This is a genomic window from Polynucleobacter yangtzensis (assembly GCF_001595965.1).
Taxonomy (GTDB): Bacteria; Pseudomonadota; Gammaproteobacteria; order Burkholderiales; family Burkholderiaceae; genus Polynucleobacter; species Polynucleobacter yangtzensis.
Window position 1 is genome coordinate 272,010 of record NZ_LOJI01000001.1, and the last position, 16,395, is coordinate 288,404.

Consider the following 16,395-nt stretch of genomic DNA (forward strand, 5'->3'; position numbering starts at 1 on the left):
GCTTAGGCTGCCTCTTTTGCTAGATTCATAAACAATATTGATACCTGCGCACCAACTACTTCATCGCCCTGCATACGATTTCTAATTTCAATTTTCGCAGCGTGATCATCAACAATCTTCTTCACCACTGCCAAACCTAATCCAGTGCCTTTGCTCTTAGTTGTTACATACGGCTCAAAGGCTCTTGCCAATATCTTAGCTGGAAATCCAACCCCACAATCACTTATTGTTAAGCGCACCGCATTTTGGACAACGCCATTATGCTCACCATAAGGCACCAACTCTGTTTTTACCTCTACTGGACTGGTGGGATTTGGGCCTTCAAGAGTAGCATCTTGAGCGTTTTGGAGTAAGTTATGAATTACCTGCCTCAGCTGGGTTGGGTCACCCATAATATTTGGGCAAGCTGGATCCAACTTCGTTTTCAATGGGCTACCTTCATAAAGCCCCAAAATTTCTGAAGTGAGTGTATTAATAGAAACCGGCTTCAATTGAGGGGTTGGCGTCTTGGCAAAATCCCTGAAGTCATTCACCATTTCTTTCATGGCTTGCACCTGGCCAATGATGGTTTCAGTACTGCGATTAATCATTTCTTCTTGCTCAGGACTTAACTTACCAGCAAGCTTATGTTGCAGTCTTTCAGCAGAGAGCTGAATAGGTGTAAGAGGGTTTTTAATTTCATGGGCAAGGCGTCTTGCTACCTCACTCCATGCAATCGATCTTTGTGCGCTCACCACATCGGTAATGTCATCAAAGACAACCATTCGTAAATCACCAGTCAACTCTGTGCCACGCACAAATAAGGTAACGCCTAATTCATTTTCAAACTCATTGGTGCTGTGTAGCTGAATTTGTTTTTGCCATACAGGCGCATTGGTTTGTTTGGCATTTTGTCCCGCGTCACCCTCGCTAACTACAGCCAGCTTCATGGTGGCAAAGCCTTCTTTAATGGCGCCCTCAAACTCTTGTAGAGCAGGGCTGCTACTTAAGGGCTTTCCGTCAAGCTGGGTGAGGTCTTGACCAAAAATTCGGTCAGCCCCTGCATTGCTAGAAACAACGTTGTAGTTTTTATCAAAAATACATACGCCTGCAGTAAGACTTCCCAGCACGCGCTCCAAGAATGCCTTAGATTCTTGTAAAGAGGTCCGAGTATCTGCCAACTGCCTTGTCATGACATTAAATTGGCGCGTAAGCATTCCTAGCTCATCGCCAGTATCTAACTCGGGCTTAGGCGACAAGTCACCCTGGGCAACCGCCTGCGTACCCCTCAACAACATTAGGAGTGGGCGGGCCAACTGCCTACCCAACATGAGCGCCAAGGTGATTGCAACAAATACCGCGAAAAAGAGTGTGAGGGTTAAAGTTCCGACGAACATCTTGCGCAAACCTGTGCGCCCTAATGATTTTTCTTGATACTCACTATAGGCAGACTCAACCGCAAAAATGTTTTTTGCCAATGGGGCAGGGATATAGCGCACCAGCTGTAAAAAATATTTATCATCCGCATCTTTACTGGAATCTGATTTGTTATGAATCGATTTTTTTCGTATTACAGGAACGATTGCTCTAATACGATAGCCACGCTGCCCGCCATCCACTTCAATCTGATCTAAGAAGGTGGTCCCTTTCTTTTTAAAGGCTTCAGCAACCACATCTGCACTAGGCGGAGGAAAGTATTTTTTGGGCTTTAACTCACTAGTAAGAATCAAATTACGCTGCATATTGAAGAGGCTCACCTCCTGAATACCAAACTGGTTACGAATCTTCATAACCATAGTCGCAACTTGCTCCGTAGATGCGCCCGCTGGAACCAGTGCAATCTGCTCGGCAATAAAGTTACCTTCGCCCAAAATCTCTTCTTGAGCAACACGCAGAGTCACACGCCCCAGCTCCAAGCCAGAATTCAATGCCGACTCTACCTTCACATCAAACCAGGTTTCAATACTGCGGGATACGAACTGCAAAGAAACGCCGTACAAAATTAAACCGGGAACAATGCCAACCAAAGCAAAAATCATCGCTAGCTTGGCAATCAAACGCGTGCCAAAATGACCTCGATACCAACGCACTGCAATCACACCCACTAGAGTCAAAATAACTAAAGTCAGACAAATTCCAATAACAACATTTGCGGCATATAACCAAATGAAGTAGTTATCAAAAAACTCAGTATTGGATGAGGCTATTGCCAACAAAACCAAAAGCAATAAAGCGAATACACCAATTAAACCAATCGTGATTGGTACAACTTTTTTACCCAATGCTTTTGATGTAAAAAAGCCCGAGTCCAGCAGGGACGCTATAGATCTCATCGTTTAATCAGGTTGGGGCCATTTGAAGAGAACGGAAAGCGATACCAATCGCTAGAAACATTCCAATCACGGTTGTTTAGCGCGTTGACCTGAAAAGGTTTTGGCAGCTTACTAAGGTCTAGGTTCATGCGCATACTAGCCGTATAGGATTTACCTGGGTCTAGTTGTGAATTCTCCATTACACGCCATCCACCAATACTGCCCACTGCTTGTAACGCCTCAGACATCGATTTAGCTGAGAAAGTAAAGCCCTCGGAAGCAATGCGGTACTGCTGCGTTAAGGGCTGATATGACAAACGGGTTTGTCTTTGTACAAGAGCTGGCTTTTCATCAAACCAATACCAGCGAGATCTCGTTAAATCAAACTCAGTCTGAAAATACAGCACCACACCTTTTTGTACTGCATCTTCTAGGCCCGGGGATAATTCAATCTGAAACGTAGCGCTCAAAAGCCAGTCGTTATCAGACCTCTCCAACTCAAAGGATTTGATCTTGATACCTTCTGCACTCACGGTGGTTGAGAAAATTCCCAAAACCATCAAGAACAAAAAGAGGAATTGTTTAATTCTTTGGCTCATGGCCCATTTTTCTTAAACAAAGCATAGTAAAAACCGTCGTTTAGTTCACCAGGCAAAATCTGACCTGGAGCGCCTAATCGTACCGCATCGCGGTGCTGCTCAGCAAACCAAGCGGCCTGATCCTCACCCTCTTCAAAAAATATTGAACATGTGACATATAGGAGGGCGCCCCCTGGTTTGAGCATCTTCCACGCCTGATTCAGAATACCGCGCTGCCTTTCTTGCAGGGCCCTTACATCAGCCTCACGTCTTAAAAACGGTATGTCTGGATGGCGAGACACAATCCCCGAAGCAGAGCAGGGCGCATCGAGCAAAATTTTGTCAAAAGGAATGCCATCCCACCATGCAGCTTTAGAGGCATCTCCACGAAGCACTCTTACCTTGTCAGAATGCAAGCGAAGGCGATCTAAATTACCGCCAATCTTTCCAATCCGCTCACCATCTAACTCCAAAGCCTGCACTGAGCAATCGGCAAGCTCTAATAGATGCGCTGTTTTGCCACCGGGAGCTGCGCAAGCGTCTAACACTAGCTCGCCATCTTGTGGGTTTAACAAAATTGCAGCAAGCTGAGCTCCCGCATCTTGGACAGATACAGCGCCACTATAAAAACCTGGCAAATCAGAAACAGGTACAGCTTCTGGAATTAAAAGCGCAGAAGGCAAAGCAATACCAGCCACTTCATCAATTGGTTTTGATGCAATGCCAGCATCAGACAACAATGATTGATATTGCTCGCGCGTATATTGCCGTTGATTGACACGCAAAATTAATGGTGCGCGCTTAGCCTGCTGAAACAAAATCGCTTGCCACTGTTTAGAGTAATTGCGTTTTAAATTTGCGCGCCACCATGCGGGCACATACATTGGAATGGGGTCAGGCGGGTAACGCCTATCACCTTCGGGCGGCTGCACTAAGAGGCTGACCTTACGTAGAACCGCATTCATCAACCCCTTGGCATACATGGTCTTGTCATATTCGCCACACGCCTTCACAGCCTGATCAACAATGGTATGCGCTGGATATCCTTTGCCCTCTGTTGCATCCTGCAAAAATAAAGCGATTGCCACGCTTAGCAAGTGATCTGTTTCAGGCGGCGGAGTCTTTGGAATAAATTGCTTGATTAACTCATGCGAGCGCACCCACTTTCGTAGCGCATCAAAACTGAGGCTTTGAACGATAGGTCGCTCATGCGGCTCAAGTTGATCCAAGACTTCTGTAAGCGATCTTCCGCTCATTACCTCACCGATTGCTTGTGCTGCAATAGTGATTGCTTCTGAAAGCGGGAGACTGCGTGGTGTTTTTTGGTCGGTCAAATTAATTTGCTCCGGGGTATTCCCCGTTTTTAGCCATGTGCATTAAGCGTGCCACCCGCTCTTCTGTAGGGGGGTGGGTTGAGAATAGTTGCGCAAGGCCGCCAGCACTAAGAGGATTCAGAATCATCATCTGTGCAGTTTCTGGATGTTGCTCAACAGCCTGAAATGGAATACCTTGGGCATAGTTATGAATTTTTTCTAGTGCATGCGCAAGAGCCTCTGGATCAGAGCTAATTTCTGCACCACCACGATCAGCCTCATATTCCCGTGCTCGTGAAATACTCATCTGAATCAGGCTTGCCGCTATTGGCGCCAATATCGCCACCATCAAACTCGCTATTGGATTGTTGGGTCTGCCCTCTGAATCGCGCCCGCCAAAAAACATCGCAAAGTTTGCTAATGCAGAAATTGCACCTGCCATAGTTGCAGCCACTGTTGAAATCAAAATATCTCGGTGGCGAACATGCGCCAGCTCATGGGCCATAACGCCGCGCAACTCACGATTCGAGAGAATTTTTAGAATGCCGGTTGTTGCGGCAACGGAAGCGTTTTCTGGATTGCGTCCCGTTGCAAATGCATTCGGCGCATCTTCATTAATCAAAAATACTTTAGGCATTGGCAAACCAGCCTTCTCGGCCAACTCTTTCACCAATGCATAAAACTGGGGCGCAGATCTTTCGTCCACCTGTTGTGCATTAGTCATCTTCAATACCATGGTGTCAGAAAACCAATAGCTGAAAAAATTCATACCGACAGCCATCAACAAAGCCATCAACATGCCTTGCTCGCCGCCCAGCATGCCACCAACCACAATAAATAACGCAGTAATGGCTGCCATCAAAACAGCAGTCTTTGCAAAATTAAACATTTCTACTCCTTTGACAAAAAGTGCAACTGTTTTTGATCAACGCCAATCGACTGTAAGCAGGTTTTAGCGTCAATTTTTTTGCCCCCAGGTTTTTGCATGTGCATAACCTCGACGACACCTTGACCACACTGAATATATACGCCATCACCACTGAACCCAAGCACATCACCAACGCTGCCGGTTGAGCCTACCGCCCCGATCTCCGGAATTCTGGAATCCCAAAGCTTCAACGCCAAACCACCAACCTGACCAGTAGCGCCAGGGAAAGGATTAAAGGCACGAATGCGTTGATCGATTTCTTTTGCACTTAAGGACCAATCAATTTCTGCTTCGCTCTTTAGTATTTTTTCAGCATAAGTAATGCCTTCGTTTGGCTGTGGCACCCGGTTCATATTTTTACTTTGCTGCAAAGCATCTAAGACGCTCACGATCGAATCTGCCCCAAGTTGTGCCAATCGATCATGCAAGCTTGCGCTTGTTTCATCGGGGGCAATATCAAGACCAGAAACTAAAACGGTATCACCAGTATCAAGACCTGCATCCATTTGCATAATGCAAATACCAGTCTTTGCATCTCCGGCCTCAATCGCCCGCTGAATTGGCGCAGCACCACGCCAACGCGGAAGCAAGGAAGCGTGAATATTAAAGCTGCCAAATCTTCCGGGTCGTTCGCTAATATCCAAAATTTCTTGGGGCAAGATCAAGCCATATGCAACAACAACCATGGCATCAAACTCGATTGAGGAGAGGCGCTCATAGGCTTCGTCAGCTTGTACTTTTTTTTGTGGATCAACACTAGTGCGCCTTAGAGTTTCGGGCTGCAATACCGGAATATTGTTTTCTAAAGCAAACTCTTTAACCGGGCTTGCTTGTAAATGCATACCCCTGCCAGCACGGCGGTCCGGTTGAGTGAAAGCCAAAACAATTTCATGCCCAGCAGTGTGGATTGCACGCATGGCTTGCGCAGCAAACTCTGGGGTTCCAGCAAAGACAATTTTCATTGGGGCGCTTAGCGCTGACCTACTAATTCTTTAGCGCGCTTCTTCATTTTTTGTGAGATACGAGTTCGCTTGAGGATTGATAAATATTCGACAAATACTTTTCCCTGCAAGTGATCTAACTCGTGCTGCAAACAAACCGCTAACAAACCATCAGCGTTTATTTCAAATTCTTTGCCGTTAACATCTAATGCCTTAACTCGGATTTCTGCTGGTCTTTCAACTTCATCATAAAACTCAGGGACGGACAAACAACCTTCGCGCCAAGATTTCGTTTCCTCGCTTGCCCAAACAATTTCCGGATTAATAAAAACCATCAGCTCGTTTTGTTCATCAGATACGTCGATCACTACGATGCGCTCATGTATGTCTACCTGGGTTGCCGCCAAGCCAACACCGGGTGCTTCATACATAGTGTCCGCCATATCAGCGACAATTTTTTTAATGCGAGCGTCAACCTGTGCAACCGGTTTTGCAACCTTATGCAGGCGGGGATCTGGATAACAAAGGACGTTTAACAAGGCCATATAAGAATTATCCAACAGAGCTATCAGTCTGTCCTGATTGTTCTAATTCCCCTAAGGCACAAAATTGATTTATGCAATTAACGCCTGTAATGACCAACGCCATCCGCATCGATCGCAAAAGTGCTGACTACCCTCGCCGTCTTCACGATTTATATGACCCTCCAGACTCGCTCTATATATATGGGGATGCGGGTCTTTTAAAGAAGCCCATGATTGCCATCGTCGGCTCTAGAAAAGCCAGCCCAGAAGGCTTAAAAAATGCTCGCCACCTTGCACAGGGTTTATCCAAGGCGGGGGCGCTCATTGTTTCTGGGATGGCAATGGGCATTGATAGCGCGGCCCACCATGCGGTTATTGAGCTTGGGCCGGGCCACTTTACCGCCGCCATACTGGGTACCGGCTTAGACCTTGTTTATCCCCGTCAAAACATCAGCCTCTCTAGGGCCATTGGACAACAGGGGCTACTGGTATCTGAGTTGCCTATGGGGACGGGCCCAAAGGCATGTCACTTTCCCAGGCGAAATCGCATCATTGCAGCCCTATCGCTTGGCGTTGTAGTCATAGAAGCGGCAAAAAGGTCGGGCTCTCTCATTACGGCGCGCTTGGCTGCAGAGTTGGGAAGAGAGGTTTTCGCCCTTCCTGGCCCTGTAAGCAACCCCAATTCAATAGGTTGTCACCTGCTGATTCAACAAGGCGCAAAACTGGCCTTTAGGACCAGTGACATACTTGAGGAGCTCGATTTTTCCCTAAAAACCGCGTTTAAATAGCTTTAAAGCAAGGTTTTGCTATAAAAATAGGCAATCTGTTGCAACCAAAATAGGCAAAAAATTGGGGTTTTTGGACTTTTCTTAATTTATCGGTTAATAATAAAAAAGGGGTATGCAGTTGGCTGGGTCCTGTTTAGGCATTAATCGACCCTCCGTTTTACCCAATAAATCATCATTTTTAGCTCAAATTTAGGCAAAACGCGTGGCGACTAAAGCAACTACCAAAAAAAGCAGCTCGAAGACTACTGCCGGGGATAACCCAAAGGCTCTCATCATTGCCGAGAAGCCCTCAGTTGCCAATGACATTGCTAAGGCCCTGGGTGGCTTTACAAAATATGAAGATTATTTTGAAAGCGATGAATTTCTGATTTCTTCTGCAGTGGGTCATTTATTAGAGATCGCCGCTCCCGAAGAATTCGACGTAAAACGTGGCAAGTGGTCTTTTGCCAATCTGCCAGTGGTGCCTCCATATTTTGACTTGCGTCCGATTGCCAAAACAGAGTCACGCTTAAAAGTTTTACAAAAGCTCATTAAGCGCAAAGATGTCACCGCACTTATTAATGCATGCGACGCGGGGCGCGAAGGTGAGTTGATTTTCCGTTTGATTGCGCAACATGCAAAAGCATCGCAATCTATTAAACGCTTGTGGCTGCAATCGATGACGCCAGCAGCAATTCGTGACGGCTTTGCCAACTTACGAACCGATGAAGATATGCAGCCCCTTGCAGATGCAGCGCGTTGCCGCTCTGAAGCAGATTGGCTAGTTGGCATCAACGGCACTCGCGCCATGACCGCGTTTAATAGCAAGAGTGGTGGCTTCTTTTTAACTACGGTCGGTCGAGTGCAAACCCCAACGCTCTCAATTGTGGTTGAGAGAGAAGAGCTCATTCGTAAATTTATTTCTAAGGACTACTGGGAAGTAAAGGCGGAATTCATTGCTGCAGCGGGCATCTATGAAGGTCGTTGGTTTGATCCGAAATTTAAAAAAGATGCTGCCGAACCAGATGCGCGGGAGAATCGCTTATGGAGTGAGGCGGCGGCCCAAAGCATCGTAGCGGCATGTCGCGACAAAAAAGCAAACGTAACCGAAGAAGCCAAGCCAGCCACACAGCTTGCTCCTCAACTATTCGACTTAACTAGCTTGCAGCGCGAAGCGAATGCACGCTTTGGCTTCTCTGCGAAAAATACACTAGGTCTTGCACAAGCTTTATATGAGCGTCACAAGGTATTGACGTATCCGCGTACTGATGCAAAAGCACTGCCAGAAGATTATCTCGATACGGTTAAGCAAACCATGGAGAACCTCTCTGAGCATTCACAAGACTATCGTGCATTTGCAAAACAAATTCTGCAAGGCGATCCCAAAGATCCAAAAGCCAAGGCAGGTTATGGATGGATTAAACCGAACAAGCGTATTTTCGATAACTCCAAAATTTCCGATCACTTTGCGATCATTCCAACTCTAGAAAAGCCAAAGAGTTTGAGCGAGCCGGAGGCAAAACTCTACGATTTGGTAGTGCGTCGTTTCTTGGCGGTGTTTTATCCCGCCGCAGAATTCCGCGTTACTACTCGTATTACAGAGGCTTCAGGACACCACTTTAAAACTGAAGGGCGTGTGCTCGTAAACCCAGGCTGGCTAACGGTCTACGGCAAATCCAATCAGGCAGATGATGAGCTGGTTCCGGTCCAAGAGGGCGAATCAGTTCAAACAGAAACTATTGCTGCTGTGCCATTAAAAACAAAGCCGCCTGCACGCTATACAGAAGCAACATTGCTCTCCGCAATGGAAAGCGCTGGTAAGTGGGTAGATGATGATGAAATGCGCGAAGCTATGGCCGAAAAAGGCTTAGGCACTCCTGCAACACGCGCGGCAATAATTGAAGGCCTGCTAGCAGAAAAATATATCGTACGCGAAGCACGTGAGCTGATACCAACAGCAAAAGCATTCCAGCTGATGACCTTATTGCGCGGCTTAGATGTTGAAGAATTAACACGCCCCGATTTAACTGGTAGCTGGGAGAACAAACTTTCCCTCATCGAGCAAGGCAAGATGAATCGCGATACCTTCATGCGAGAGATCGCGCAGATGACCCAGCGCATCGTGAAGCGCGCTAAAGAATACGATAGCGATACTATCCCTGGCGACTATGCCACTATGACCACGCCATGCCCGCACTGTAAGGGTCCGGTGAAAGAAAACTACCGTCGTTTTGCTTGCGAAAAGTGTGGCTTTACTATCAGCAAAACACCTGGCGGGCGTGCATTTGAATACCCTGAAGTTGAAGAGTTGCTACGTGAAAAAACGATTGGCCCTCTGCAAGGATTCCGCAGCAAAATGGGAAGGCCATTTGCAGCAATTATCAAGTTGAGTGAAATTCCAGAGGACGATAAAGACTATCCAAATGCTGGTTTCAAACTCGAGTTTGATTTTGGTAATACACAAGATGACGAAACTGAAGCGGTTGATTTCACGGGTCGTCAAGCTCTAGGAGTTTGTCCTAAATGCTCTGGCGCTGTTTATGAAGATGGCATGCGCTATGTTTGTGAAAACAATACGGGCCCAAGCAAAACGTGTGACTTCAAAACTGGCAAGGTTGTTTTACAACAAGAAGTATCGGCAGAACAGGTTCAAAAGTTATTGAAAGAAGGCAAAACCGATCTTCTGACTAACTTTAAGTCGAACCGTACTGGGCGTGGCTTTAAGGCCTACCTGGCCTTAGATTCAGCGGGCAAAATCGGCTTTGAATTTGAGGCCAAAGCCCCCAAGGCAGAGGGTGCTGCTAAAGCCCCTGCAAAGAAACGGGCAGGTGCAAGTGCAGCAACTAAATCAGCTGCAAAACCTAAGCGCGCTAGCAAAGCAAAGTCATCCTCTAGTAGCTGAGCGGTAATAAGCTTGGCCGCTAGAGCGGACCATAAAATTCCACGCGACCCCAAGGCGGTAGCCAGAAATATTCCTGGGCGCTGAGTGAGGGCGCCGATGATAGGTAAACGATCGCCAGCAACACAGCGAACGCCAACAAATTCACCGGTCTTCACTAACGAGCGAGTATCGCCTTCTTCATAAGCTACCAGGCCCTTAGCCTGCTCACGATTGAAGTCATCACTTTCATCTCTTGGCGCAAGATCGTCTTCGCCCTCATCAAAACTCGAGCCCACAATCCATTGATAACTGCCGTCCTCTAAACGAGTTGCGGGCAGACAATACCCATCGCCAGAAATCCCGACACTTGGCAACCTTTCGGCCCAAGGATCTCCTTCTTGAACTGAAAAAATGCTGAGTTGTCCACGTACAGGCTTTAAGGGTAAGCGAATATCAATGCTGCTCATTAAAGGCTTGGCCTCCATGGCGCAAGCTATAACCACCTTGTCCGCCGAGAAGACCATCTCATTTTTTGCATCAAATAAATGCCAAGCTTTGGCGCCCTTTTCAAGGCGCGTAATACGTGTGTTCCAAACGCAAGTTAACCGCTCGTGATTCTTCAATAGCTGTTTGCTTGCTTCGTATAAATTTAAACCAGCGCCGCGCGGCAACCAAACACCGCTTTGCTCAATTCCACAAACACGCTGCGCTTCTTTAGCATCCATAGCCATTGCCATATCGGTATCAAGATCTAAGGAACGAAGATGCTCGATCGTTTGTGCACGATCAAATACTTTATCTTTTTTGGTTGGCTGAAATATTCCATGCTGCTGCCATACATTTTTCCAGCGCGTTTCTGCTAGCAAAAATGCAATGCGCGTTAGACGCAATAGGCGTGGAGAGCCTTTACCAATATGGGGATGCGCAATGGCATAAGCATGGCTGGAACAGGCGGTAGCTGGAGATGCGGCGGCGTCAATAATACAAACTGATTTGCCGCGCTCGAGCAACTCATTTGCAATGGTTGCTCCACAAATGCCTGCCCCAATCACCACTATTTCATGGTGTTGGGGTTTGGTCATTTAATAAATCTATATAAAACGTTTGTGATTACTAAAGACTGATTAGTATTAAGCATTCAAACGTTGTTCGATCTTAGAGCGAGTTTCTTTCAACTCTTTTGGCAAACGATCGCCAAGGTGTTCGAACAATTCTGTGTGAAGCTTAAGCTCATTCTTCCATTCGTCAATTCCAACATTGATAGCTTTAGAGAACTTCTCTGCTGAGTAATCAAGGCCGCCCCAGTGCATATCTGTGTACTCTGGAGTAATACCAAACGGTGTTTCTTTGCCGTTTGCTTTGCCTTCGGCGCGATTCAAAATCCAAGAAAGAACGCGCATGTTCTCGCCGAAGCCAGGCCATACAAACTTGCCATTTTCGTCTTTGCGGAACCAGTTCACACAATAGATCTTCGGTAACACAGCGCCTTCGGCTTCCAACTTCTTACCAATATTTAACCAATGTTGGAAGTAGTCGCTCATGTTGTAACCAGCAAATGCAATCATTGCAAATGGGTCACGACGTACAACGCCGATCTGTCCTGTAATCGCTGCGGTAGTTTCTGAGCCCAATGTTGCGGCCATGTAAACACCCTCAACCCAATCACGCGCTTCGCTAACCAAAGGCACAGTGTTTGAACGGCGACCGCCGAACAAGAAAGCATCAATTGGAACGCCTGCAGGATCATCCCAGTTTGGATCAACCGCTGGGTTATTGGTTGCCGCAACAGTGAAGCGTGAATTTGGATGTGCGGCTTTACGGCCAGCAGCGCCATCAGCAGGAGTCCAGTCTTTACCTTGCCAGTCAATCAAATGTGCCGGTGGGGTTTCTGTCAAACCTTCCCACCAAACATCGCCATCATCAGTCAAACCAACGTTAGTGAAAATCACGTCTTGGTTCAATGAGTCGATACAGTTTTGGTTTGTTTGGCGATTAGTCCCAGGGGCCACGCCAAAGTAGCCAGACTCAGGATTGATCGCAAATAAACGGGTTTTACCAGTAACGGGGTCTTTGCGCGGCTTGATCCAAGCAATGTCGTCACCAATGGTTGTTACCTTCCAACCATCGAAGCCTGCTGGAGGAATCATCATGGAGAAATTGGTTTTGCCACAAGCAGATGGGAATGCTGCAGCGATATGGTATTTCTTACCCTCAGGTGAAGTTACACCCAAGATCAACATATGCTCAGCCAACCAACCCTGGTCACGGCCCATGTTCGATGCAATGCGCAAGGCAAAACATTTTTTACCTAACAATGCATTGCCACCGTAGCCAGATCCAAAGGACCAGATCTCACGAGTTTCTGGGTAATGAACGATATATTTGTTCTTGTTGTTAGGCCATGCGACGTCTTTTTCACCGGCAGCTAAAGGCTTGCCAACTGTGTGGATGCAAGGAACGAACTCGCCGTCAGCGCCCAACTGATCAATAACTGCCTTGCCCATACGAGTCATCAACTTCATATTGATTGCAACGTAAGGGCTGTCAGATAACTCAACGCCAATGTGTGCAATTGGTGAGCCGATTGGACCCATTGAAAATGGCACAACATACATTGTTCTGCCACGCATGCATCCATCAAACAATGGCTTCAATGTAGCACGCATCTCGCTAGGTTCAACCCAGTTATTGGTTGGACCAGCATCTTCTTTCTTGGCGGAGCAAATAAAGGTGCGGTCTTCAACACGCGCCACATCTTCAGGATCAGATAAAGCTAAAAAGGAGTTTTTACGTTTGGCAGGGTTAAGACGCTTAAATACACCAGCCGAAACCAACAGCTCGCACAGCTCATCATACTCAGCCTGTGAGCCATCACACCAACGAATCGCGTCAGGCTTGGTCAGGGCGGCAACTTCGCCAACCCACTCAATTAAACGCTTGTTTTTTACATAAGCTGGCGCATTCACATTGATTTGGCCGCTGGTAGTTGAAGTCATATGTTTCCCTATGAAGATTGAATTTTTTAATCCGACAATTTTATCATTTTGGGTGAATTTTTACCCTCAACCCCACACCGCACAAACCCTTTACTTGCCAATACAAAATTGGCTGAAGATTTTGCCCAAAAGGTCATCAGAAAGCAGTTTGCCGGTAATTTCACCAAGGTGTTTTTGCGCTAAAGATAGCTCTTCTGCAAACAACTCCAGCGAATTGTTGCCATTTGCGGCAAATTGTTCTGATTTTTCAATATGTTCGGCGGCTCGTTCTATGCAGTCTAAATGTCTTCTGCGAGCCAAAATTGTGCCCTCTTGAGGTCCATTCCAGCCCACAATCTCCAAAATCTTCCGCTTCAGCCGATCTATTCCCACTCCAGTTTTGGCAGAAATCAATAAAGCCTGATCGGACGGCAATTTTGGAGATTCTGGCAGTAAATCCGCCTTATTGACGACCTCGAGTACAGCACATTTAGGGGGCAATTCCTTCAAAATCTGGGCTTTTAGCGCATCTTCTTGATTTCCTGCCTGGGCATCGGTCAAAAAAATCACCATATCGGCAAGACGAATGGCATCCCAAGATCTCTCAATTCCCTTTGCCTCGACTATGTCGGACGTTTCCCTCAAGCCCGCGGTGTCAATAATGTGCATTGGCACACCATCAACGGCAATACTTTCCTTCACACGATCGCGGGTAGTTCCAGCAATGGGGGTAACAATGGCCACCTCTTCCCCAGCCAAGCGATTTAATAGGGAGCTTTTCCCAACGTTAGGGGCCCCAGCCAAAACCAACTGGATTCCATCGCGCAAGATTTTTCCCTGTTTGGCCCCAGCACGTAAAGCCTGTAACTTTTGTTTTACAGCCGCCAAGCGTTGACGCGCTTGGGCGTTTTCCAAAAACTCAATTTCCTCTTCTGGAAAATCAAGGGTTGATTCAACCAAAATTCTGAGCTGAGTAATTTCTTCGATGAGATTATTAATGTCATCGGAAAAAGCGCCCTGCAAGGAGCGCGCGGCTCCACGCACAGCCGCCTCACTTTGCGCATCAATCAAATCTGCAATTGCCTCGGCTTGAGTCAAATCGATCTTGTTATTGAGATAGGCGCGCAAAGTAAATTCACCAGGCTCTGCGATTACAAGTCCCTCGCTTTTTCCCAGCTCTAGACAGCGCTTTATTACCAGCTCAAGTAGTTGCGGCCCACCATGACACTGAAGCTCTAAAACATCTTCGCCTGTAAATGAAGCTGGCCCAGCAAAGTAAATAGCAATAAGCTGATCAATAGCCTCGCCGTGTTCGTCACACAGCGTTAATAAGTTAGCTTGACGTGGAGAAAGTTTTTTTTGAAACAGGGAGTTTGCGATAGGTTGTAGGTTTTGTCCGCTTATGCGAACAACGCCCACGCCAGCCTTACCCTGTGCGGTAGCGACAGCAATGATAGGCAATTTTCTCGTCATCATTGCTGTCTACTTATTACAAAGTTTTATGCAGCTCGCAAATTACTTAGCGGGCTTTTTTCCAAACATTTGGTTAATTTGCCACTGCTGTGCAATTGATAACAAATTATTTACAACCCAATATAAAACCAAACCAGCAGGGAAAAAGAAGAACATAACCGAGAAAACAATTGGCATGTACATCATGATTTTTGCCTGAACCGGATCTGGTGGTGTTGGATTCAACTTAGTTTGCACGAACATTGAAGCAGCCATAATCACCGGGAGGATGTAATACGGGTCTGGAACTGAAAGATCGTGAATCCACAATACCCATGGCGCCCCACGCATCTCAACCGAGGACAACAAAACCCAATACAAAGAAATAAACACGGGGATTTGAATAACCACAGGGAGACAGCCTCCCAACGGGTTAATCTTTTCTTTGCGATACATCTCCATCATTGCTTGATTGAGTTTTTGTGGCTCGCCTTTGTACTGCTCTTTCATGGCCACCAAGCGGGGTTGCACTTCCTTCATGCGCGCCATTGATTTATAGCTTGCGGCAGATAGTGGGAAGAACACCAACTTAATTAAGATAGTCAAAAGAATGATTGACCAACCCCAGTTGCCAACATAAGAGTGGATGTTATCGAGCAGCCAAAAAATTGGTTTGGCCAAAATCGTTAAGTAGCCATAGTCTTTCAGCAACTCAAACCCAGGGGCGATGGTTTCTAAAACACGCTCCTCTTGTGGGCCAACAAATAGCTTGGCTTTTTCCACAACAGAAGATCCTGAGGCAACCACGCCGAGAGGGGTTTGCATACCAATTCGATAGAGGCCGTTGTCAATTCTGCCAGCGTAAATATCGCGTGCAACTTTGTCGCCCGGGATCCATGCGCTTGCGAAATAGTGTTGGACCATTGCAATCCAAGCTGGCTCGCCAGCCGCTACTTGGGTAGGGATGGTGATTTTATTTTTATCAATTGCCGTGAACTCAAGCTTATTAAACTTTTCTTTATCGGTGTAGGCAGCAGGTCCAGTAAAGGTGCTAGCAGAAAAGGCGCCGTCGAAGGGGCCGATTTTTTGCTCTTGCGATGCGTCGCGCACAATCTCTGTGTAAAGAACAAGTGGGTTTGGGTTGTTTGATGATTGGGTAACACGATGCCCAACATCCACAACGTAGCTGCCTGGATTAAGAATGAATGTTTTTTCCAACTTAACGCCATTACGCTCGCTAACAAAAACAGCAAATGGTCTGCCCGAGCCATCTTTACCGGATTGAGCCAACTTAAATGTACTTGTATGGTTTGGAAGATCATTATTTCCAAGGGAAATTAATCCTGAACGAGCAAAGTATTTGTGTGTCGGTGTGTATTGGAACAGTTCAACCGGCTTATTTTCCGCGGTTAAAGATTTCAATAGCTTTGCATCAATAACGTTTGCGCCGCTTGCGCTGATCTCCAACACCAAAACATCGTTCTGTAATGTGAACTTTTCTGCGCCTTCAATCGCACCATTACTTACGACAGGGGTTGCAGCAACAGCTGGTGATCCTGAGATTTGTGTAGGAACATCAACCTTATTGGCAGCAGCCGCTTTTTCTGCAGCTACTGGAGCGCTTGCGGGAGCACCACCAAACAAAGATGGCTTGCCTTCATGAACCTGCCAATTGTTGTAGAGCATAAGACCCGACATCGAGAATACAGCCCAAAGAATTGTTTTTTTAAAGTCCATTTACATTC

11 protein-coding genes and 1 pseudogene are annotated in these 16,395 nt (G+C 46.6%); 2 read left to right on the plus strand and 10 right to left on the minus strand.

Annotation, left to right across the window (positions count from 1 at the left end; genetic code table 11):
- Window positions 1-2 precede the first annotated feature (2 nt).
- The 6 genes from JaK3_RS01435 to def are packed head-to-tail and all read right to left on the minus strand — an operon-like array spanning window position 3 to window position 6,596.
- Entirely contained in the window at window positions 3-2,312 is a 2,310-nt protein-coding gene (locus JaK3_RS01435) for a sensor histidine kinase (protein ID WP_068320004.1), read from the minus strand.
- The gene (locus tag JaK3_RS01440; RefSeq protein WP_068320005.1) at window positions 2,309-2,890 is read right to left on the minus strand and encodes a DUF4390 domain-containing protein; all 582 of its coding nucleotides are present in this window, start codon (window positions 2,888-2,890) and stop codon (window positions 2,309-2,311) included. Before JaK3_RS01440 ends, JaK3_RS01435 begins: the two co-directional genes overlap by 4 nt.
- Window positions 2,887-4,203: a 16S rRNA (cytosine(967)-C(5))-methyltransferase RsmB gene (gene rsmB, locus JaK3_RS01445; protein ID WP_068320007.1), complete on the minus strand. Its 1,317-nt coding sequence runs from the start codon at window positions 4,201-4,203 to the stop codon at window positions 2,887-2,889. Before rsmB ends, JaK3_RS01440 begins: the two co-directional genes overlap by 4 nt.
- A 1-nt stretch (window position 4,204) precedes the next feature.
- Window positions 4,205-5,071 (minus strand): zinc metalloprotease HtpX, encoded by an 867-nt coding sequence (gene htpX / locus JaK3_RS01450; RefSeq protein ID WP_068320010.1) that lies wholly within the window; start codon window positions 5,069-5,071, stop codon window positions 4,205-4,207.
- Window positions 5,072-5,073: 2 nt separating this feature from the next.
- Window positions 5,074-6,072, minus strand: coding sequence for a methionyl-tRNA formyltransferase (fmt, locus tag JaK3_RS01455; protein ID WP_068320012.1), 999 nt, complete (start codon window positions 6,070-6,072; stop codon window positions 5,074-5,076).
- An 8-nt stretch (window positions 6,073-6,080) separates the two neighbouring features.
- Complete coding sequence (gene def, locus JaK3_RS01460; RefSeq protein ID WP_068320019.1) at window positions 6,081-6,596, minus strand: peptide deformylase; 516 nt, start codon at window positions 6,594-6,596, stop codon at window positions 6,081-6,083.
- An 89-nt stretch (window positions 6,597-6,685) separates the two neighbouring features.
- Here def and dprA point away from each other — a divergent pair, with 89 nt between their 5' ends.
- Together dprA and JaK3_RS01470 are read left to right on the plus strand one after the other, a co-directional pair.
- A complete protein-coding gene (gene dprA, locus JaK3_RS01465; protein ID WP_068320021.1) occupies window positions 6,686-7,363 on the plus strand; it encodes a DNA-processing protein DprA in 678 nt (225 codons plus the stop codon).
- Between the two features lie 202 nt (window positions 7,364-7,565).
- Window positions 7,566-10,244 (plus strand): DNA topoisomerase III, encoded by a 2,679-nt coding sequence (locus tag JaK3_RS01470; RefSeq protein WP_068320023.1) that lies wholly within the window; start codon window positions 7,566-7,568, stop codon window positions 10,242-10,244.
- Here JaK3_RS01470 and mnmC1 read toward each other — a convergent pair.
- From mnmC1 to yidC, 4 genes and pseudogenes are all read right to left on the minus strand, one after another.
- Window positions 10,214-11,305 (minus strand): annotated as a pseudogene (gene mnmC1, locus JaK3_RS10815) (FAD-dependent 5-carboxymethylaminomethyl-2-thiouridine(34) oxidoreductase MnmC1); the annotation flags it as partial. The gene JaK3_RS01470 and the pseudogene mnmC1 overlap by 31 nt on opposite strands.
- Window positions 11,306-11,353: 48 nt before the next feature.
- Window positions 11,354-13,219: a phosphoenolpyruvate carboxykinase (GTP) gene (locus JaK3_RS01475; protein WP_068320024.1), complete on the minus strand. Its 1,866-nt coding sequence runs from the start codon at window positions 13,217-13,219 to the stop codon at window positions 11,354-11,356.
- 90 nt (window positions 13,220-13,309) lie between these two features.
- Window positions 13,310-14,671: a tRNA uridine-5-carboxymethylaminomethyl(34) synthesis GTPase MnmE gene (mnmE, locus tag JaK3_RS01480; RefSeq protein WP_068320652.1), complete on the minus strand. Its 1,362-nt coding sequence runs from the start codon at window positions 14,669-14,671 to the stop codon at window positions 13,310-13,312.
- A gap of 42 nt (window positions 14,672-14,713) precedes the next feature.
- Entirely contained in the window at window positions 14,714-16,387 is a 1,674-nt protein-coding gene (gene yidC, locus JaK3_RS01485) for a membrane protein insertase YidC (protein ID WP_068320026.1), read from the minus strand.
- Window positions 16,388-16,395: the final 8 nt, after the last annotated feature.